This window comes from Rhodopirellula sp. UH5 (assembly GCF_056839225.1).
The window spans coordinates 4,909,585-4,929,328 of sequence record NZ_CM166390.1; the positions used below are offsets into that span (position 1 = coordinate 4,909,585).

Annotated in this window: 17 protein-coding genes and 1 pseudogene; 7 read left to right on the forward strand and 11 right to left on the reverse strand. The window is 58.4% G+C overall.

Translation table 11 applies throughout. From position 1 onward, the window contains the following. Positions 1-224 precede the first annotated feature (224 nt). On the reverse strand, positions 225-1,739 hold the full coding sequence (locus tag UH5x_RS17325; RefSeq protein WP_482633154.1) for a PDZ domain-containing protein: 1,515 nt from the start codon (positions 1,737-1,739) through the stop codon (positions 225-227). Between the two features lie 190 nt (positions 1,740-1,929). Here UH5x_RS17325 and UH5x_RS17330 point away from each other — a divergent pair, with 190 nt between their 5' ends. The 4 genes and pseudogenes from UH5x_RS17330 to surE all read left to right on the forward strand — a co-directional run bounded on the left by UH5x_RS17330 (position 1,930) and on the right by surE (position 6,099). Further along, a complete protein-coding gene (locus UH5x_RS17330; RefSeq protein WP_482633155.1) occupies positions 1,930-3,048 on the forward strand; it encodes a GNAT family N-acetyltransferase in 1,119 nt (372 codons plus the stop codon). A 109-nt stretch (positions 3,049-3,157) separates the two neighbouring features. Continuing rightward, positions 3,158-4,170: pseudogene (locus UH5x_RS17335) on the forward strand (mechanosensitive ion channel family protein). A 290-nt stretch (positions 4,171-4,460) separates the two neighbouring features. Next, entirely contained in the window at positions 4,461-5,183 is a 723-nt protein-coding gene (locus UH5x_RS17340) for a hypothetical protein (protein ID WP_047816509.1), read from the forward strand. A gap of 61 nt (positions 5,184-5,244) precedes the next feature. Continuing rightward, on the forward strand, positions 5,245-6,099 hold the full coding sequence (surE, locus tag UH5x_RS17345; protein WP_482633156.1) for a 5'/3'-nucleotidase SurE: 855 nt from the start codon (positions 5,245-5,247) through the stop codon (positions 6,097-6,099). A 338-nt stretch (positions 6,100-6,437) separates the two neighbouring features. On the opposite strand, the gene UH5x_RS17350 is transcribed toward surE, so the two are convergent. The 9 genes from UH5x_RS17350 to UH5x_RS17390 form a co-directional block, all read right to left on the reverse strand. Beyond that, the gene (locus UH5x_RS17350) at positions 6,438-6,683 is read right to left on the reverse strand and encodes a carbon storage regulator (RefSeq protein ID WP_047816720.1); all 246 of its coding nucleotides are present in this window, start codon (positions 6,681-6,683) and stop codon (positions 6,438-6,440) included. Between the two features lie 382 nt (positions 6,684-7,065). After that, positions 7,066-8,136 (reverse strand): S-methyl-5-thioribose-1-phosphate isomerase, encoded by a 1,071-nt coding sequence (mtnA, locus tag UH5x_RS17355; protein ID WP_482633157.1) that lies wholly within the window; start codon positions 8,134-8,136, stop codon positions 7,066-7,068. A 30-nt stretch (positions 8,137-8,166) separates the two neighbouring features. Continuing rightward, on the reverse strand, positions 8,167-9,729 hold the full coding sequence (locus UH5x_RS17360) for a Gfo/Idh/MocA family protein (protein WP_047816511.1): 1,563 nt from the start codon (positions 9,727-9,729) through the stop codon (positions 8,167-8,169). 247 nt (positions 9,730-9,976) lie between these two features. Beyond that, positions 9,977-10,771 carry a phosphatidylinositol-specific phospholipase C/glycerophosphodiester phosphodiesterase family protein gene (locus UH5x_RS17365; protein ID WP_482633158.1) on the reverse strand — a complete coding sequence of 265 codons (795 nt, stop codon included), beginning with the start codon at positions 10,769-10,771 and terminating at the stop codon, positions 9,977-9,979. Between the two features lie 266 nt (positions 10,772-11,037). Then, the gene (locus UH5x_RS17370; RefSeq protein WP_047816513.1) at positions 11,038-12,606 is read right to left on the reverse strand and encodes a phytoene desaturase; all 1,569 of its coding nucleotides are present in this window, start codon (positions 12,604-12,606) and stop codon (positions 11,038-11,040) included. A 107-nt stretch (positions 12,607-12,713) separates the two neighbouring features. Further along, positions 12,714-13,190 carry a ribonuclease HI gene (rnhA, locus tag UH5x_RS17375; protein WP_047816514.1) on the reverse strand — a complete coding sequence of 159 codons (477 nt, stop codon included), beginning with the start codon at positions 13,188-13,190 and terminating at the stop codon, positions 12,714-12,716. A gap of 120 nt (positions 13,191-13,310) precedes the next feature. After that, positions 13,311-14,135 carry an SDR family NAD(P)-dependent oxidoreductase gene (locus UH5x_RS17380; protein ID WP_482633159.1) on the reverse strand — a complete coding sequence of 275 codons (825 nt, stop codon included), beginning with the start codon at positions 14,133-14,135 and terminating at the stop codon, positions 13,311-13,313. 1 nt (position 14,136) lies between these two features. Then, positions 14,137-15,216 (reverse strand): biotin synthase BioB, encoded by a 1,080-nt coding sequence (gene bioB, locus UH5x_RS17385; protein ID WP_047816516.1) that lies wholly within the window; start codon positions 15,214-15,216, stop codon positions 14,137-14,139. Positions 15,217-15,254: 38 nt separating this feature from the next. After that, the gene (locus UH5x_RS17390; protein ID WP_047816517.1) at positions 15,255-15,998 is read right to left on the reverse strand and encodes a hypothetical protein; all 744 of its coding nucleotides are present in this window, start codon (positions 15,996-15,998) and stop codon (positions 15,255-15,257) included. Between the two features lie 105 nt (positions 15,999-16,103). Between UH5x_RS17390 and pyk the strand changes: the two genes are divergently transcribed. The 3 genes from pyk (at position 16,104) to UH5x_RS17405 (ending at position 18,667) form a co-directional block, all read left to right on the forward strand. Continuing rightward, positions 16,104-17,534 carry a pyruvate kinase gene (gene pyk / locus UH5x_RS17395; protein ID WP_482633160.1) on the forward strand — a complete coding sequence of 477 codons (1,431 nt, stop codon included), beginning with the start codon at positions 16,104-16,106 and terminating at the stop codon, positions 17,532-17,534. A gap of 220 nt (positions 17,535-17,754) precedes the next feature. Beyond that, the gene (locus UH5x_RS17400; protein WP_047816721.1) at positions 17,755-18,180 is read left to right on the forward strand and encodes an Hsp20/alpha crystallin family protein; all 426 of its coding nucleotides are present in this window, start codon (positions 17,755-17,757) and stop codon (positions 18,178-18,180) included. A gap of 106 nt (positions 18,181-18,286) precedes the next feature. Beyond that, positions 18,287-18,667, forward strand: a complete 381-nt coding sequence (locus UH5x_RS17405) for an Hsp20/alpha crystallin family protein (RefSeq protein WP_482636012.1) — start codon at positions 18,287-18,289, stop codon at positions 18,665-18,667. Between the two features lie 117 nt (positions 18,668-18,784). Here the strand turns inward: UH5x_RS17405 and UH5x_RS17410 are convergent, their stop codons facing one another. Then, positions 18,785-19,696, reverse strand: coding sequence for a dihydrodipicolinate synthase family protein (locus UH5x_RS17410; protein WP_482633161.1), 912 nt, complete (start codon positions 19,694-19,696; stop codon positions 18,785-18,787). Positions 19,697-19,744: the final 48 nt, after the last annotated feature.

A 19,744-nucleotide genomic window follows, 5' to 3' on the forward strand; every position in this document is an offset into this window, starting at 1 on the left:
TTTATCGAGGCTGCGTTTGAGCGGGTTTCCGATGATGCACCTCTCCTGAAACGAAGTTTGGGGGGAGGTCGAGCGACGCCGTTCAGGCGTACGCGAGGGAGGGGGCCGAGCATGGGAAGCGGCGCGGATTGCCCTCTCCCGGAAATCTCGCTTTCCGACCCCTCCCGCTGCGCGGGCGGGGTTCTCAAGGCGCTACTGGCACAGCACTTAAAAACTGCACGGCCTCATTCCTTGGCTTGCAGTTGTTGCCTCAAACGTTCAATTTCTCGCTGCAACTCTTTCACCGTGGGTGACTTGGCTTCGGCGGGCAAGGTGTCCGGTTCAGCCACGGAAGTCGGCTTCGCGGGCGGAAGACTTTCGGAGCCGGATACGGCCCCATCGGCCGGCAACGCGAGCGGATCAATCTCAACGGTTGGCGGCGCGGTGGGCTTGGGCGATGGCAGGGTTTCGGTGGGAGCCGGGAGTGTGAACGACGCCTTGGGTTCGGCACTCGGTGCAGGCAACTCCTCGCCAGCGGGTGCTTGCGAATTCGATCCGTTGCCACCGAGCATCTTGCCAAACACCGATCCCATCCCGCCAAGGAAACCGCCGGATTCAGTGCCGCTGGCCTCGGGGGTTTCTTCGTTGGCATTCGCGGCATCCCTTTCGGAGTTCGCGATCGCGGACCGTGTGGGCGCGCCACCGGGACCACCCATTTCAATTTGCTTTTGAAGCATGGCGTCGCCCCGAATCAAACCGAATTCGATTTGATCACCTGGTTGGAGGATCGAAATTTCTCGCAGCAAGTCGTCGGTGCCACGAATGAGCCGACCTGAGGCCGAGACAATTCGATCTCCCACGGCGAGTCCCGCGACTTTGCCCGCGGTGTTCTCGGGGACTGACACGACCGAGACGCCTCGTTGCGGTGTCGCGTCACGAACTTCGATTCCGAGGGAACCTCGTGAACGGGCGAGCCTAGGAGTGGTGTTGTTCGTTGGCGGTGACAAGCGTTCGGAGGCTGGTGGGGGAAGTTGCGGCGCGGGCAACTCGTTGGCCCGTGGCTGATTGCGATTGGTGTTGTCCAGGACGCTTTGGCTGGAAGGGGGGAGTGTGATCGGTGGCTTGGCAGCGACACGAGCGCTGCTGATCGCTGGAACATTTCCGCGATACAAACGCCCGCCTCGGAACAATTGCATGGCGACGGCAGGCGCTTGGCCGGGCGTGGATCGAATGTCGTCGAGGGCGGAAACCGCTTCATCGAGCGTTCGTGTTCGCGAGTTTCCGATCGCGACGATCAAGTCGCCAGGGCGGACACCAGCCTCATCGGCTCGTGATTGCGACGAGAAGCCATCGACACGCAGGCCTTGGTAGCCGCCGACGACCGCAGGCGAGACTCGCATGCCGAACTGAACGTCATCGGATGCAATTTCACCCGCGCGTCCTGTGGTGGCGGATTGGCCATCGACCGTGGACGCACTCCGCAGGGTTGCCGAGGTGCGGCGGTCGGCTGACGCGTTGTTCCTCGGGATCGGCGTTGCCAGGGTTCGGGGGCGTGCCGAACTGGCGCGGTTGGAGGCCGCGGGGTTTTGGTACGGTGGCTGGGAAAGCGGAGATGGCGGAGGCGATTGAATGCGGTTCCGCAAGCGTTCCAGCAGACGTTGGGCCGACGCATCCGAAGCGTCGATCGCATGCAGGCACGAAATCATCGACAGGCAGACGGCCCAGCGAATCCAGTTCGAGCGTCGACCTGATCGAAGCATTTGTCTCTCCACTTTAGAAGCGATCCGAAAAGGGGTCTGACCCTTTGGAGGTGTGCTGTTTTGGTGTAGTTTGCGGCCTCGCCGGAGAGGGTCAGACCCCTTTTCGGATGACGGAAGGTTCCTTCGAAACATCGCTTCCCGACGTGTGGGAGCGGGTTCAGAAGGACGCGGTCAATCGATCATAGAGAGAATGATGGGGAACGCCAACCAATTCGGGTTCGATGAACGGTCCAGTGGAACCCAGGCGGCCCGCCTCGGTGATGCGGAGGACCAGGCTCTGCGGTTTCGCCCGTTTGCTCTGGCGGAGTTGCCCACGCTGCTGCCCGCGGCGCTGGAACGAATCCCGCCAGGTCGAGCGGTGATGGTCGCGGACCAAATTCGTTCGGCGATCTCGCGGCAGGTCACCGACCAGCTGATATTGCTGGTCAGCGAGGCTTCTGACGCGATTGCGATCGTGCTGGGAGCGGCGGATAGCGACATGGCGACGGTTCTGCACGCCGGCCCGATCGTCTTGCCGACGGAGCAAGCATCCCGGCCCGATCATCGAGCAACCGAAAATTCACAGTTGGCGGTTGGGCTCGGCCGGACACTTGGTCAGATTTGCCAGCAACGGGGCATTCAGTTCCTGCAGTGGGCGACGGCCTGGCCACTCGAAGAAGCGACATCGGACGGGCCAGACTCGGGCGGCCCGGGTGCCAAATCCCTTGATTTCCAGGGTTCGTGGCCGCATTGGATGGGGTTCACAAATGTTGGCGACCTGGAATATCTCGCGCTCGACCTCAGCGATTCATTTTCGTTGGAGTCTTCGTTGGAGTCCTTGGACGCCCCGCTGCAGTTGGACGCTCTTTCGGTCGACGTGAATGATGCCGAGCAGATGAACCAAATGCGGGATTTGGTCCAGCGGACTTACCTCGGGTCGATAGATTGTCCCGCGCTGGAACAATTTCGGACCGCGGCGCAGATCATGGACGGCTACCAAGAGGTCCCCACGTACGCGCCGGATTTGTGGTTCATGTTGTCCGAACGTCCAGGCGGCGAACCCCTGGGTTGCTTGTTGATGGCACGCCACGGCGGCGACCCCGCATCGGTTTTGGAAGTGGTCTACATGGGCGTGGTCCCAGAGGCGCGAGGCCGCGGTTTCTCACGTGACATCCTTTCGTTGGCGCTGCAGTGCTGTCGTGAAGAATCTGCCGCCCGAATGATCCTTGCCGTGGATCGATCAAATCGTCCCGCCCGAGACGCCTACATGCGTTTGCCGATGCAAACCGTGTTGCGAGAATCAGTTTGGGCGAGAAATACTACCGCCTGAGAATACGAAACACTTGTGCATCGATCTTGAATCCCCTCGCCGGAATGAGGTATCGACGTTCTGCAGAACGTGCCTCCCTTTTCCGCTCCATGCGCTCTCGTGATTCGATATGTCTGAAAACTCTCTCTCACCAACCAACCTTGCTTCCGAAATGAACTTGGGAGCCGCCGAAGTTCCGCCACCAAGTTTTGCCGACGCCACGTCGGACTTGGTCAGTCAGATGACCGAAGGCAATTTCAATGGCCTGACGGACTACGCCACCACACATCTGTGCCTGCGCTTCTTTCAGCTGGCCTGGGTTTGTTTGTTGTCTTCATCGGGTATTTGGTTGCCAAGTATTTGATGCGCGTGATCAGTCGTCCTGTGTGCCGACGTGTGGACGAGACGCTCGGCAAGTTTGTCGGCAAGATGGTGTTCTATTCGGTGATGTTTGCCGTCGTCGGTGCTGTGTTGACCAAGTTGGGCGCCCCGCTGGGTGGCTTGGCAGCGATGCTTGCAGCGGCTGGCTTCGCGATTGGTTTGGCATTCCAAGGAACGCTCAGCAATTTCGCCTCGGGCGTGCTGATGCTGGTCTTCCGTCCATTCAAAGTCGGTGACGTTGTCAACGCAGCTGGCGTGACAGGCAAAGTCGATGAGATCGATTTGTTCACAACGACGTTGGACACCCCTGACAACCGACGCATCATTGTTCCCAACAGCGCAATCGCAGGCGGCACGATTGAAAACATCAGTCATCACCAACATCGCCGCGTCGAAGTGCCCGTCGGTGTGGACTACTCCGCCGACTTGCAAACCACCCGAGCGGCACTTCAAAAAGCAGTGGATCAATTGGCCGCCAATGTGATTCAAGGCGAAAACCGAGGCAGCGCTGTCGTGCTGGCTGGACTGGGTGACAGTGCCGTGAATTGGAAGGTCCGCATGTGGGTCGCCGGTTCCAATTTTTGGCCGATGACAGAAGCGTTGACCGGCGAAATCAAAATGCAACTGGATGCCGCCGAGATCGGTATCCCCTTCCCTCAAATGGATGTGCACGTGCATCAATTTGCAGAGGCCGCCGCAAACGCTGAAAAGGCTGGACGCACGCGACCAACCCGTCGTGGCGCAGATCGCATGGTTGGCTGAGGGGCAACCGCCTGTGAATCAAGCAAATGAGGACACCAGCCCCGTGGTCTGTGCCAGCGAATGGTTTGGGTAGCGAAACTCGTCCCGAGTCTTGATTTGCGTGACGAAATCCCGAAAGTCTTGACGACTTTCGCTACGGTGATGGGAAGTTCGGGAAACGGCGAATCCGCGAACGAAACCGCTGTCGGCTAGCCCGGCGGTGACGCTGTGAAGTATGCTGAGGCCACCGAGTCAGATCGGTGGCCTTTTTTCGTAGATGCCGTTCCATCAAACCATCCATCGGTACGACCATGTGGCACACTAGCCAAGGCGATCGCACGCTCGACGGTGCCGAAGCGGAATTGATGCAGCGATTGATTGAATCGCTGCTCGAAGATTTGTTGTTGCAGTTTGATGAAGAGTGGCAACCCGATGCCGATTGGTCCTGCGACACCGGGGTGGAACTGTTCGACAATCTTCACAGTGAACAACAAATCGCGCTCCTGCATGATGTCGCCCATCACTTGCTCGAGCCCACCCCTGAGGGCATGACTCTCAGTGCGATTGCCGAAGCCACCGTGGCAGCTCTGTTTGCGGAACTGCATCACCACGTGGAAATGGAATTGGATCTGTCGTTGGACGTCAACAATGTTCATTGGCGACAGTTGATTCGCGACGCAGCCATCGAATGCCTCGTCCGCGATGATTTGTTGGGAATGGACCGACCGGCTGACGACGTCATTCAAGTGGACGAGGTGTTGCCGACTGATTTTCGAATTCCCGATCTGCATTCGCTGGACAGCTTCGCGTGGGATGATCTGATCGAATCGCTCGCGGATCAGATTTTGTGGGATCGCGATTTTGAAATGGCTTCGCTGTTTTTGGACGAAGACCCTCGGCGATCCGCCACCCGTCGGGAAGTGATGGGAATCGACGCGAATTACTTTGTGCAAATCCCTCCTGATCCGCGGCCCAGCGAGATGCCCTCGTTGGTGTCAGCAACGCAGGCGTTGATCCGCCGCAAACCACGCTGAAGAAGACGGCTCCCCGATCCCGTTTCAAGAATCCCGTCAGACGAACTCACCGACCCAATTGATGAAACGCAACGCGATTCTCTTGACCAATGATGACGGGATTGATGCTCCCGGTTTGCTCGCGATGCACCGCACGATCACGCAGTGGATTCGTGCGACCGGGAACGCGGACCGGTATGAGATCACGGTGGTCGCGCCGGATCGAGGTCGCAGTGAATGCGGTCACAGCGTCACCACAACCCGCGACCTCACCGTCACCGAGACACAAACCGGATGGTTCGCGGTGGACGGGACGCCCGTGGATTGCGTTCGCTCCGCGATGACGGTGCTGTGTCCCCACGCTTCGGTGGTTTTTTCAGGAATCAATGCGGGGGCGAACCTGGGGGTCGATCTGTTGGTCAGCGGAACGTTTGCCGCGGCTCGAGAAGCGGCGCTGCACGGCGTTCACAGCATGGCGGTGTCGCACTATCGCCGACCGGATGTGCCCAAGACATGGGATCACACGGGGCGTTGGCTGCGGCCGGTGTTGGATTCGTTTTTCAACGACATCCCGTTGGTCGGATACCCTCCGGCCCCTGGGCGTGACGCTTCGAGGTTGACGAGGGAGGACGACGAGCATCAGCCAGGGCAGCTGTGGAATGTCAACTTGCCAGCAATCGATCCCGCGACAGAGATGCCACCCGTTTTCGACTGCGAGGTGGAGCGGCAACCGATGAAGCGAGCCGGAACGCGGACGGGGCACACCGAGAGCGACGGCACGTCTCAAATTGCGAGTGGATCAGTCGGGTTTGCGAGTCAGCAACCGATTCGGATCCAATCGGACTTTCATGGACGCCCCAGGACGTCGGGAACCGATGTGGAACGCTGTTTTTCGGGCCATCTGACGATCAGCCGGATCAGTCCTTATCCCGCTTGATGGCCAACGCCGCATTGGAGCAGCATGATTGGCGGGGTTCCAAGTTCACCAAAGCGGCGGGCTGGTTGAGCGCAAGGCCGTGGAGGTTCTCGAATGGGGGGCGCCTTCGAGACTGAATTTTTTGCCAAATTTCTTCGGAGGATCCGAAGGCCGGATTCACACGGTGAGCGATTTCGCACCAACCGCAGGTTCACACTGGTCCCTTAAAGCACAGTTGCGGGACTCATGGATGGAGTTGATCCATCGTCGTCTGTCGTTCACTCATCCTCAGACGTGTTCCGAAGAACATGCAGGCAGGGTGCGAGAGCGGACTGGGATCCAGTGTGAGAAAGCGGCATTCAACGTTCGGCTTGACCCGCGACAGCGATGTCATGTTCCAGAACCGCAGAGTTCGGAGCACCCGCTTTGTGCTGCTGAACAGGAGCAACGCTCTCCTTTTTGTCCAACTCACCACGGACGATCGAAACTTCTCGTGGAGCTTCGATCCCAATGGCGACGCGATTGCCAGCGATGCGATTGACCGTGATCACGATGTTGTCACCGATGACCAGCTTTTCGCCTTCTTTTCGACTGAGTACCAACATTTCTGAATCCTTTCCCGGAGGGATACTTTTGCGTTTTGAAAATCGTTTCAAGTGTTGGTCGTTCAAGATCAACCTCTCTGTTGTGAGAGGGCCGATGCCGAACCCGTTTGCAACAGGAAGCAACTCGCTTCCTGTGGAAACTTTAATGAGCAATACCTGCGCCATAAAGTTCGCCCAAACCACCGAATCTTCGCAATAATTTCGCTCGCGCTCAAAAATTGCATCTCAAATCGATTTGAGAACCGATCTGATTCGGATCGATCATCCACCAGGTGATGGATGTCTCACCAAACTCATTTCAAAACGAGAGGCCGTCTCACCCTGAGACAACTGAGTCTCTCGTCCACACAAGTAGTATCAGCTTGGGGCGTGACACGTTTGGTCACGCACGCAGATGAGCCAGGACTTTTTCGGTGTTGGGGCCTGGAATCACGCCTTTTTCAGTGACCAATGCCGTCACCAAATCAGCCGGCGTGACGTCAAACGCCGGATTCACCACCGCAACACCCTCGGGAGTTTGTCGCGGTGAGTCGGTTCCGCAGGGGTACGAGACCTCGTCGCCGTCGCGTTGCTCGATCGGAATCAAATCGCCTGATTCCAGTTCCGGGTCGAAGGTGTTCGTCGGTGCCGCGACGTAGAACGGGAGGTTGTGGTGCTTGGCCAGCACCGCCAGAGGGTAGGTGCCGATTTTGTTCGCGACGTCCCCGTTGGCCGCGATTCGGTCGGCGCCCACGATGACGGCATCGACCAGCCCCTGCCGCATCAGGCTGCCTGACATCGAATCGGTGCAAACCGTCACGGGAATCCCGGCTTGATGCAGTTCCCAGGCCGTCAGTCGGGCTCCCTGCAGCAATGGTCGCGTTTCATCGGCAAAAACTTGCAGTGTGTGACCCGATTCTTGCAGGTGGTAGATCGGTGCCAGAGCCGTTCCCCACATCGAGGTGGCCAGCGCCCCTGCGTTGCAGTGTGTCATAACGCGTTGGCAATCGGCCAACAGCGTCGCGCCGTGTCGACCGATGGACCGGCACATTTGCCGGTCATCATCGTGAATGCGAACCGCCTCCGCGACCAATCGCTCGCGGAGTTCGGCGACCTGACCGGAAAACCCATCGACAATGGCCCGCATGCGATCCAGGGCCCAGAACAAATTGACCGCCGTGGGGCGACTGGTCGCCAGGTGATCGATCGTTTGTCGATACCGAGTCTGCGCTTCTGGCAGGCTCGCGTCGGCATTCACACTGACCGGGGTCAGTGTGACCCCGTAGGCCGCAGCGATGCCGATGGCCGGCGCACCGCGAACGACCAATCGTTGAATCGCATCGTGCGTTTGGTCAACCGTGGTGCAGACCAAACGCGTCAGCGTTCCAGGCAACTTGGTTTGATCCAGCAGATCCAGTTCTGCGGGCCGCCCGTTGTGGGCGGCGTGATATCGAATCGTTTCAGCTTCGTTCACATCAGGGACCGTTGCGCGAGGTTTGGAAAATCAAACGTCAGCCGCACTGGGAACGACGAACCCATCGCGGTACTCGCGAGTTTCCATCGCTTTGGCTTTGTCGTTGTCGACAAAGGTTTCCGCCTCAGGATCAAACTTCAGCACGGGGCCGAGCGACAACTGCTCTTTTTCCGGATCGACGTTGTTGTCCCGGAGGTGCTGCAGCGTTCGGTCGAGTGTGGCTTGATCGTCATCCAACGACGAAATTTTCGCGAGTGACTCGGAGATCGTTTTGGGATCGACCCGGTTTTCTTGACCAACGTAGTACGAAATGTTGCCCAGGTGAGCGATCGCGGCGGACAGGTGACCGCAGCGTGCATCCGCATGCAGCGTCGAGGCATCGCGAGACTGTACCGCATCGAGGAAGTTCGCAAAGTGGTCGTCTCCCACGTTCGATGTCGCTTTGAACTCACGCACCAATTTGCGTTGTTTGTCGAACACGGCGCAGCGGTTGTAGCTGGGACCCTGCACGAGGTAACCGTCTTCCCCGTAGAAGATGACGCCGATCTTGTTGCCTTTGCTGTAACCGAACAACTCGTTGATTTCTTGATCAGCCGATTCGTCGACGCTCAACCCACGTGTTTCAAACACGATGGTTTTGTCGCCGTAATCGTAGATCGAAACTTGCGTGTTGGCGGTGTCGCCTGCATCGACGTAATCGGGGTCTTTGCGTTCGGCTTGGTAGCCCAGTCGACCGGCATAACTCAGCACGGCGTTGGGATGGCGTTCCAGTCCCAGTCCCCAGCGAGCCACATCGGTTTGGTGAGGGCCTTGGTTTCCGGAGTCGCCGTTGCCGTAGTGACGCTGCCAGTGCCAGTCATAGTGGAAACGTTGACGCGTCAGCTTGGGATCGGTGTAGGACGCCGGTCCGCTCCAAAGATTGAAGTCGACGCCTGCGGGGATTTCATAGTCGCCCAAAGGACCGATCGACTTGCGCCGTTTGTAGCACAGGCCGCGAGCGAGTTTGACTTCGCCAATTCCGCCATCAGCCAAGAACTGCATGCCTTCGCGACAGCCGGAGCTGCTGCGGCACTGGGTTCCAGTTTGGAACATGCGGCCGTACTTGGCAGCGGCGGCGACGAGCGCCCGTCCTTCGTGAATGTTGTGGCTGATCGGTTTTTCGATGTAGACGTCTTTGCCTGCCTGCATCGCTTCGACACCCATCAACGCGTGCCAGTGGTTGGGCGTGGCGCTGGTCAGGATCTGAACGTCGTCCATGTCCAAGGCTTCGCGAAAGTTCTTGACGACTTTGGGGCGAAGTCCCTGCAAATCGGCGACTTTGTCAGCACGGCTGTTGCCGACTTTTTCATCGATGTCGACCAACACTCGAATTTCGGTGCGAGGGTCTTTGTCGAATCCGCGAATGTGTTCTCCGCCGCGACTGTTGACGCCGCAGATCGCCACGCCGAGTTTTTCGCTGGGTGAGGTGGCTTGGGCGGAAGCGGACCGGCTGGTGTGAACACCGACGGCCGCCCCGACCGCGATTCCGGTCGCGGTGAACTGACGACGACTGATTCGCGAGGCACGGGCGGAGGAAGCTGGGGCAGGTTTCATGGCGGGCCTATGGAAGGAAGAGGAAGGTGGGACGATGGGGAGACATACACATTATGCATGCTTCGTGCGGCGTATTCATCCACCTTACGCCTCCAAAGTCCCAAGACACGCAATTTTACTCGTCGGCCAAGGAATCTCGCCGATCAGGCCGGTTCGACGGTGGAACCCAGATTTCCTCAAGTGGGTGGAATTGGGGTGTCGGCAAGGGAGGTGCTGGACTTCAAGCGGAACGGGCTTCCAATCTGGGTCACTTGGATTGTGATTGCAGAAATTTGTTGAGGCCCTGGAGGTCATCCGTGTTGATCAGGTCGACTCCCGCGTTGTGGAGGACTGTCCAAGCAGCTGGATGATCGGGCGTTGCCCAGAAGCGGACGCGGCGATTTTGCTGGTGAGCTCGTTCCAAAATCAGGCTCAGCTTTTGACGATCGGCCTCGGGCAGCTCACCCTTCCCACGCCACTTGAAATTGCGGCCCCAGTGGTCGCTGATCAACGGCATCAGGTCGGCTGAGTAATCACCTTCCAAATCACCAAGTCGGCCGTCCACGCCAACAAACCGGGGCAATTCCGTCCGGACCAATTCGATCGGGCGGTTGCCACTGATGATGGCGGTGACGCCGCGGCGATGCACTCCTTCGGAATCGACATGCGTGAACACGTCGTCGTAGGTCGAAAGCAGCTGGTTGAGCGCCCGATAGGTGGACTCCCCCTCGGACTTCAGGTCGATCAGCAACGTGACGGGCAGGCCATCGCCTTCGACGCTTTTAAAAGAGTCCGAAGAGCCATCCGCCTGGGCGCTCGATCGCATGCGTTGCCGCAGTGGATCGAGGTACAACGCTTTCAAGGTCCGTTCGGCGGAAAGTTCCGAGGTGGAGTGCGCGACCCAGAGGTCCCCTTCGACCAAAAAGATATCTGCTTCGACGCTGCGGAATCCGTTGTCGAGGGCGTCCAGCAGCGGACGCTCGTGCAGGTAGTCGTTGTGAGCATGAGCCTGGGGGTGAGCTGCTGCGGAACCAGGTTCCTGAGCCGAGGAGATCGTTGTCATGCCAGTCCAAAGGCTAGCGAAGCAGGCGGCGATACAAAATGCAGTGACCGCGAAGAGGCTCGCTTCGCGTCGAATTGGTGTTGAGATGTTCACGTGGGGCTCGTGGTGGACGCATGGGGTGGGGATGCGAATTCAGAGCCACGATTCTATCTGCTTTGTCGGGTCCTGTTGGCATTTCCGTTTTTCGCGAAGGAGCGTGCGTGGGCTTCCAGTCTGTGGGTGAATCACACGGTCTGGAAACGGATGCCACTCCTGCGGCGGAACGCTCAAACCGTGGCGGGTTGAGCGATAGGAGAGGCCGACTCAGGACGAGGTGGGACCCCACGCGCGGCTTCGTCCATGAAGCCCGTGTCCATCCCCAGATCTTGCAGCAACAGTCGGGAACTGATCCGGCTGGATTCATAGATCACAGGCAGACCGCTGCCCGGATGCGTGCCGCCGCCGACCAAGTAAACGCCGTCGAGTTCTTCAAAACGATTGTGAGGTCGCTTGTGAAGCATTTGGCCCAAGTTATGAGCCAAGTTGAACGTGGCCCCTTTGTAAATCGCGTAGTCACTCTGCCAATCGTCGGGCGTGATTTGATGCTCCACCCGAATCCGGTCGCGCAAATCGGTCAGGCCGAGCTCGCCCAACTTGTCCAGCGTCAGCTCGCGAAAACCGGAGGCTTCTTTGGACCAGTCAACATTCTCGGTGTCATGTGTGACTGGGACCAACACGTACAACGAACTGTGTCCGGCGGGCGCCAAGGTTGGATCGGTCACGCCCGCGTTTTGGACATACACCGAGGGATCTTGGCTGAGCACATGATCCGTTTCAATTTCGCGAAGGTTGCGGTTATAGTCTTTGCTGATGTGGATGCTGTGGTGCGGTAGGTCTTCGTACAGACCTTCAATGCCCAGGTACAACATGTAAGTGCTGCAGGAAAATTTCTTCTTGGCGATCTGTTCGTTCGACCAACGTTTGCGGGAAGCGTTGGGAACGGTCTTGGTCATCCAGTCCGCGAAGTCGGCGTTGACGACAAACGCATCGGCGTCGTAGCGATCGTGGTGGGTGTGCAGCGCACGAACTCGACGACCTTCCATTTCGATCGACTCGACGGGTTCATCGAGTCGGATTTTCACACCCATTTGTTCGGCGAGTTCCGCCATCCTTTCGCTCACGCGGCTGCAGCCACCAATGGGATGGAAGACGCCGTATTCGTATTCAAGAAACGACAGGATGCTGAACAGGCTCGGGCAATTGAACGGTGACATCCCGAGGTACTTGGACTGGAATGCGAACGCGATCACGAGTCGTGGGTCGCTGAAGTAGCGTTCGAGTTCTTTGCCCAGGGTTCGGAACGGATGCAGGTGCTTGGCCGCGCCCAACAAGGACGGCTTCATCACGTCCATCGCGGAATTGAATGGCGACTCCAAGATCGGACGAAACTTTTCGAGCTTGATCCGGTTGTCGTCCATGTACCGCTTCAGTTGCCCAACGTCCTGCGGTGAAAATTGAGCGATCTGACGATCCATCTCATCCATGTCGGGAGTGCAATCGAGTTGGCCGCCCCCACCGAATGTCAGTCGATATTGAGGGTCCAATCGCTCCATCGGGACCTCCTCCATCAAGTCGTGCCCGGTCGAGTGAAAAATCTCGTCGAGCACGCGTGGGTACAGGAAGAACGTGGGGCCGCAGTCAAAACGGAAACCATCCATTTCGATGGCCGACGTCCGGCCGCCGACTTGCCCACGGCGTTCCAAGAGGGTCACGTCGCAACCGCCTGCGGCGAGCTGCATCGCCGACGCCAACCCACCGGGGCCGGCTCCAACGACAACGACTTTCCTTTGCGACATGACAACCTTACTGACCAGACCAAGAACACCAACCGAGAGCCAGCCCGCGGTTTTGACTTCTAACGTTTGCCGCGAGCAACTGGCTTATCTTACGCGTGCGGCCAGTGTTAGAGATACTGCTGGTACGCCGCGACCGCTAATTGATCGCACAGTTCGTTTTCGGTGTGCCCGGCGTGACCTTTGACATGATGGTAGGTCACCACGTGGTCTTGCATCTGCTGATCGAGTTCTTGCCACAGTTCGACGTTCTTGACCGGAACCAGTTTGGAACCCTCTTTGCGTTTCCAACCGCGGCTCTTCCAGCCAGCCATCCAGCTCGACATCCCCTGCCCCACGTATTTGCTGTCGGAGTACAGAGCGACAGCGCAGGGTTGTTTCAGAGCCTCCAGTCCACGGATCACAGCCATCAATTCCATTTGGTTGTTGGTTGTGTGCGGTTGGCCGCCTGAACGCTGGATCTCTTTCAGCGTCCGTGGGCATCGCAACACAAATGCCCAACCACCCGGTCCAGGGTTCCCGCTGCAGGCACCATCGGTGTACAGCTCCACGGGTTTCAAGTTGGCGGCAGGTTTTGGTTCAGTCATGTCGGTTCAGTCCGTTGGATGGGGGTGCGTCCGTGTTGCAGGGTTCAAATCGCTGGGTTTTCGAACCGCTCGTTTTCGAGTCTCTGGGGCGAAGTCACAACGCTCCAACTTCGGCTGGGTTCAGCCGGTGTTGCGGCCAATTTGAAGTCCGTCGGGGGCGAAGACGCTGCGGCCGCCATCGACCGGCAAGCAGACTCCGGTGACAAATGTGTTTTCGCACAAGAAGCCAACCGCGTGAGCGACTTCCTCTGGCGTGCCGACTCGCCGAGCCAGCGTGCTGTCGGCCAATTCTTTCACGGTCTCTGCGGTGACATCTTCGGACAGCAGCACGGGGCCTGGCTGCACGCAGTTGACTCGAATGTTTGCGTTGTTGGCTCCGAGTTCCACCGCCAACGACCGAGTCATGACTTCGATCGCCCCTTTGCTGGGAAAGTACGCGGCGTGTTCCGCGTAAGGTCGCACCGTGGCCCAGTCACCCAGGTTGATGATGCAGCCACCACGGGACTGCGTGACCATGTGACGACCGGCGGCGCGAGCGCACAACAGCGAGGCGACGGAGTTGATTTGGAAGTACCGCCGGATCTCGTCCCCGGTGATGTTTTCCAATCGTGTGGGGGTCCAGATCGCAGCGCTGTTGACCAGGATGTCGAGCCGGCCAAAGTGCTGGTGCGTTTGATCGATGATCGCATCGCAGGTCGCGTCTTCTTCGAGTGAACCTTGCGTCACAATCGCTTCTCGGCCGAATTGTCGTTGCCACTGCGAGGCGGCTTGCTCCGCTTCGTCAACGCTGGTGTTGGCGTGCAGGGCCACATGGCATCCACGCCGCGACAGCTCTTCCGCGATGACACGTCCGACTCGCGGTGAACCACTGCCCGTGACGATGGCAACCGGATCATCCGTTTCGAAAACGCCTTGCAATCGTGAACGACGAGTGGTGGTTTCCACCTCAGACGCTCATCTCTTCGCACGAACCGGTGACATCGAAACCGAGGTCGCGAATCATGTCGTAATCTGCTTGAGGTGCTTGACCTTGCGTTGTCAGGTAATCGCCCACAAACACGCTGTTGGCAACGTACAGTCCCATGGGTTGCAGCTGACGCAGGTGCAGTTCACGACCGCCGGCGATTCGTAGTTCACGATCCGGGTTCACGAACCGGAACATCGCCAGGGCTTTCAGCGCGTCTTGAGGCGTCAGAGCCTCGGTGCCTTCCAGCGGCGTGCCGTCGATCGCATTGAGAATGTTGACGGGAATCGATTGCACCCCGAGTTCGTTGAGATCGAACGCCATCGACACGATGTCGGACTTGGATTCGCCCATGCCAATGATGCCACCGCTGCACATTTCCATGCCCGCATCGCGAACGTGACGCAGCGTTTGAACGCGGTCTTCGTAGGTGTGTGTCGTGCAGATCTTTTCGTAATGCGATTCGCTGCTGTTCAGGTTGTGGTTGACTCGGTCGACACCACAGGCCTTCAGCCGTGCCGCTTGGGATTCATCCAGCAAGCCCAAGCAGGCGCAGATGTCCAAGTCGTATTTCTGTTTGATCTCGGGAACGATCGCTTCGACCGCTTTCATTTCGCGTTCATTTGGCCCGCGAGCGGAGATCACCAAGCAGTACGTCTTGGCACCTCGCTCTGCCGCAACTTTGGCGGCATCCATCAACGCGTCGCGTTTGAGAATGTTGTACTTGGGGACGGGCGCGTCGGAGACCTTGGATTGGCTGCAGTAGTGGCAATCCTCAGGGCACAATCCGCTCTTGGCATTCATCAAGAAGTACAGCTGAACCGTGTTGCCAAAGTGCTGATGGCGAATTCGATAGCCGGCCGAGATGATCGCGGGCACATCCAGGTCAGACGCTTCCAGCATTCCGAGCGCTTGCTCACGCGTGATCGGCGTGCCGTCGAGGACCTGTTGAGCCAACGCGTCGTAGTATCCCGGAGGCGAAAACGCACCGGCGGACGATGACGTGTCGGCAGTGTCCGGGGCAGCAACAGAATCGGCAGCACTGGAGTCAGCAACGCTCATGGAACCAGGGGGTCAGCGGGGAAGGAGATGGAGGAAGATCAGGACGTGATTTCGACCCGCATCGTCGGCGTTTGGTCTGCCGTCGACAAGGCGGGGCGTTCCGCAGTGGGAGTTTCTGGGGCCGCCAACGCCAAAATCTGGTCCAACTGCTGCCGCAACTCGATCATCTGATGGCGGCTCAGACCTTGTCCGATCAAGCTCGCTGCGTGCAGGCCGACGATCACCAACAGAGAAATTGGCACCATCCACAGCCCCGTCATCGAGGCACCGAGGCTCCACTGCACGTATGCGATCAGCAATCCGCCACACAGGATCAATGCCATGGCAAAATAGAGAAACATGCAGAACGTCCAGATTTCAGGTCTCGGCGAGAACCGGCCAAACAGCTGACAGTTCACGTCCGAGGCATTGTCCGGCGAGGCCCCTGCTGGCACCGAATGGTCGCTGAGGTGGGGCAATTCCGCGTTCCCAGACGACTCGGGACGCACATCGCTGAACTGGATCGACAGGTGCGGGGACCAAAACCGAGTTTCGTTCCGTGGCGGAGCGATTTCCAGGCACTTGCCCGCCGCGACAGCTCGCGTGGTGGGGCCCAGGGTGGCAATGGCCGTGCGGACCCCCGCCACCATCGCGTCGGATGGGACCGGAAAGTCCATAGAGAACGTGGGTTGCATTTCAAGAGGGGACATCGTGCCAAATCCAAATTGACGGACGCTGGGGAACTGCTCGCCATTGTGGCTGGTGAACGGAATGGAGGCAAATGCAACCAACTGAGCCGCCATCGGTGGGATGCGGTCCGTTGTCGGCTCGGTAGCTTGTTTGTCAGGCCGTTGCCCGCGACACTTCGCCGCCTCGTCCCTTCTTTTTCCGCTCACTGAGACGCAACCGTGCAGGACTACCGTCACACCAAAATCATTGCCACGATCGGACCAGCAACCGAGTCCCCCGAAAAATTGGCGGCGTTGATCGAAGCGGGTGTCGATGTCATGCGGCTCAACATGGCTCACGGAACTCCCGAATGGGTCGGCGAAATCGTCGCCCGAATTCGAGCGGTCTCCAAGCAGATTGACCGTCATGTTGCGGTGATGATGGACGTGAAAGGCCCTGAGATTCGAACCGGTGCGGTCGCTGCACCGATCGATCTGAAGACCGGTGATGAGCTGGTGCTGTTCACCGAAGACTGTCCCGACCAATCGGCGGTGGAGTCCGATGGAACGCCGCGGGTTAGCGTGAACTATCCCGGTCTGCCCAAGGCGATTGATTTGGACAGCACCATCTTGGTCGACAGCGGATTGCTGCACTGGCACGTGGTCAGCAAGGACGCCACGACGGTCCGCTGCCGCGTGATCACAACCGGTGAATTGGACTCTCGCCGGCACATCAACCTGCCCGGTGTCCAAGTCAACTTGCCTGCGATCACGGACAAGGACCGAACGGACTTGGTCGCGGGGATCCAAGCGGGCATCGACTTCGTTGCACTGTCGTTTGTTCGCCAAGCGGCGGACGTCGACTCACTGCGAGAGTTCTTGGTCCAGCACCATTCGCCCGCCCGCATCATTTCGAAGATCGAGGACCAAGCTGGCGTTCGCAACATGAAGGCGATCATCCGGCAATCCGATGCCATCATGGTCGCCCGCGGGGACCTCGGCGTCGAAATCGATTACCACCGCCTGCCGCTCGTTCAAACCGAGCTGATTCGTGCCTGCCAAGAAGATGGCAAACCGGTCATCATCGCCACGCACTTGCTCGAGTCGATGATTCATTCCCCGGTTCCAACCCGCGCGGAAGTGTCTGACGTTTCCAACGCGATTCGCGAACAAGCCGATGCAGTGATGCTGTCCGGGGAAACCACCACGGGCAAATACCCGCTGGAATCCGTCGGTGTGCTGCAAAACATCGTTGCCAGTATCGAGCCAACCGTCAGCCGTCAATTGAACTCGAAGATCGTGCTCCGTGAGCCAAAGTCAATGATGCTGCGATCGGCATGCACGTTGGCGCAGGAAATGGGCGACTCGGGAGTCGTTGTCTTCACCCGCAGCGGTTTTTTGGCCTATGTGCTCGGTGCGCTCCGGCCTCGTGGCGTGCCAATCTTTGCCTTCACCGACGTTGAACACACGTTTCATCATCTGATGCTGCCTTGGGGTGTGGAGCCGTTCTTCATGGAGTTTTCGGAGGATCACGATCAAACGATCACCAACGCGTTGGATGTCCTGAAGGAAAGTGGTTGGTGCAAACCAGGCGTTTGGTTGGGGGTCATCACCAACGCTCTGGCCGACGAAAAGATCATCGACACACTGCAACTCCGCCAGGTTGAGTAGCCAGTCTGCGAACCGTGGTGGATGATTCCATTCACGGCTCCGGTTCACGGTTTGGTTCGTTGCCGGTTTCCGAAATGCGAGTTCGTTTGGCGGGGATTTGGCACGCCCGTTGCATTTTTGAAGCTCCAGCTCGACGCCGTCTGTCAGTTTGACATCCCGCGTTGAGCAAGATTCTTTCAACAAACTTTGCTTGCACACTTGTGTGAACGGAGGATCAAAAATGTTAGCGACACGTTGGGAACCTTGGAACGAATTGAACCGCCTTTCGCGTGAGATGGACCGACTGTTCACTCGCGGTGTTCCATCGGGCACGTCCGCAATCACCTTCCCAGCTCTGAATGTCTGGGAAGACGACGGCACGGTGTATGTCGAAGCGGAATTGCCTGGATTCGAAACCGAGCAGCTTGAAATCGACGTCGATGCGAACCAGCTCACGCTCAAAGGCGAGCGATCTGCGCCGGAGATGGAAGGTGGAACGTGGCACCGCCAAGAGCGTGGGTTCGGTAGCTTTCATCGAATGATGGAGTTGCCCGCCGACATCGACGCCGAGCAAGTCTCGGCGGACTTTCAATGCGGCATCCTCAGGATCACGCTCCCAAAAAGTGAAACTGCCAAACCACGCCGAATCGAGGTTCAGTCGAGCTGATCGGTTGGCTCGTCCTCGACCCACCCCCCTTTTTGATTGATTGGAGAAACTCATGAGCACTGCCATGACGACCCATTCCAATGGGTCAGAAAACAAGACGACCACCATGGCTGGTCCCAACACCCGTTCCAAAGAACGCACCCAGAACCCCCGTCGCGGCACGACGTTCACGCCGCGATTTGATATCTGGGAAGGCGAGCAGGAGTTGACGCTGTTGGGCGATTTGCCCGGTGTCGATCCAGCGGACCTGGACGTCCAGTTTGAGAACCGGTTGTTGACCATTCGCGGTTCAGTCACGCGCCATGCAGCACCGGATTCCTACCTGCAGTCGGAGTACGAAGTCGGCGACTTTCAGCGAAGCTTCACGATCGGTGAAAAAATTGATGCAGCTGGGATCACGGCGGAGATGAAAAACGGTGTGCTGACCCTGCATCTGCCGAAATCCGAAGAAGCCAAGCCCCGACGCATCCAGGTGCAGGCAGGCTGAAGCCTGTGACCGAAGGAACGAAGGGTGTGTCCATGAAAAAGACCGTGCGGGATGACCGCACGGTCTTTCGTGGAGGAGCCTTCGTTTGAGGCTGCTGTCAAAGCGACGCAAGCCAGCTCAGTGGATGACCTTCATCGTCCGCAGTGCTTCTTGAATCTTCGATTTGGTTTCGTCGCAAACGTTGCTCAGCATGGGCTGGATCGGGCCCGTGTTCGCAACGCCGGCGAGTGCGACCGCTTCGTGCAAAACCCGAATCGGGTGAATGCCATCGCGAAGGTTTTCCAGCGGGAGGAAGTACTGGCGGATGGATTCCGCCATTTCCATGTCGCCGCCTTGGATCGATCCCAGCATGTCCATGCTCTTGCGAGGCGCGACGCACACGCAGCCGCTGGTGAACCCGGTGATGCCGAAGTCACACAAGTGAATGATTGCGGGCTGTTCGCCAATGCCGCTGACGATTCGTTCGGCGGGGAAGACGTCGAGGACTTCACGCAGGTAGTCGTCTTCCGCGGGATTCTCGCGAACAACCGCGTACTTGATCCATGAGATGACGCCGTCATCGTCGAGTGACTTCAGGTCGTCAGGTGACAACCATCGGTCGTGCTTCAGATAAACGACAATGGGCTTGCCGTACTGTTCGGACAACTTTCGGATGCCCGTTGCGATGCCTGCCGAATCGACAATGTCGCGAGAAGGCAACAGCATCGCGGTCCCGAAATCAAATTCTTGCAGGATGTTGATCTGGTCCGAGGCAATTCCAAAAGACGGGCCAAACGATGGCACGACGGTGGTGTCTGGTCCTGCGGAGTCGGAAATCATCCCCAGCAAATCGTCGAAGTCAGCCAGGCTGGTGTGGTAGAGCACCGCGTTGCCACCGTACAGCAACGAGCGAACGCCGCCCGCTTCGAGGAATCGGATGATCTTTTCGTTTTCGTCCGCATCGATTTGATAGTCCGCATCACGAGCCAACGGTGGCACGGCAAAGACAGATTCAGACAACAGGTTGGGATTGAACGGTCCGGTTTTCATGGTGGGAACTCAGAGGACGGGAAACTTGGTCGGTGGGGGCCCGTTGGG

Bases quoted from the DNA above. Each gene is read 5' to 3' on its own strand.
- UH5x_RS17325 (WP_482633154.1), bottom strand. From the start codon at position 1,739: ATGCTTCGATCAGGTCGACGCTCGAACTGGATTCGCTGGGCCGTCTGC.
- UH5x_RS17330 (WP_482633155.1), top strand. From the start codon at position 1,930: ATGATGGGGAACGCCAACCAATTCGGGTTCGATGAACGGTCCAGTGGA.
- UH5x_RS17340 (WP_047816509.1), top strand. From the start codon at position 4,461: ATGTGGCACACTAGCCAAGGCGATCGCACGCTCGACGGTGCCGAAGCG.
- surE (WP_482633156.1), top strand. From the start codon at position 5,245: ATGAAACGCAACGCGATTCTCTTGACCAATGATGACGGGATTGATGCT.
- UH5x_RS17350 (WP_047816720.1), bottom strand. From the start codon at position 6,683: ATGTTGGTACTCAGTCGAAAAGAAGGCGAAAAGCTGGTCATCGGTGAC.
- UH5x_RS17360 (WP_047816511.1), bottom strand. From the start codon at position 9,729: ATGAAACCTGCCCCAGCTTCCTCCGCCCGTGCCTCGCGAATCAGTCGT.
- UH5x_RS17365 (WP_482633158.1), bottom strand. From the start codon at position 10,771: ATGACAACGATCTCCTCGGCTCAGGAACCTGGTTCCGCAGCAGCTCAC.
- UH5x_RS17370 (WP_047816513.1), bottom strand. From the start codon at position 12,606: ATGTCGCAAAGGAAAGTCGTTGTCGTTGGAGCCGGCCCCGGTGGGTTG.
- rnhA (WP_047816514.1), bottom strand. From the start codon at position 13,190: ATGACTGAACCAAAACCTGCCGCCAACTTGAAACCCGTGGAGCTGTAC.
- bioB (WP_047816516.1), bottom strand. From the start codon at position 15,216: ATGAGCGTTGCTGACTCCAGTGCTGCCGATTCTGTTGCTGCCCCGGAC.
- UH5x_RS17390 (WP_047816517.1), bottom strand. From the start codon at position 15,998: ATGGCGGCTCAGTTGGTTGCATTTGCCTCCATTCCGTTCACCAGCCAC.
- UH5x_RS17400 (WP_047816721.1), top strand. From the start codon at position 17,755: ATGTTAGCGACACGTTGGGAACCTTGGAACGAATTGAACCGCCTTTCG.
- UH5x_RS17405 (WP_482636012.1), top strand. From the start codon at position 18,287: ATGGCTGGTCCCAACACCCGTTCCAAAGAACGCACCCAGAACCCCCGT.
- UH5x_RS17410 (WP_482633161.1), bottom strand. From the start codon at position 19,696: ATGAAAACCGGACCGTTCAATCCCAACCTGTTGTCTGAATCTGTCTTT.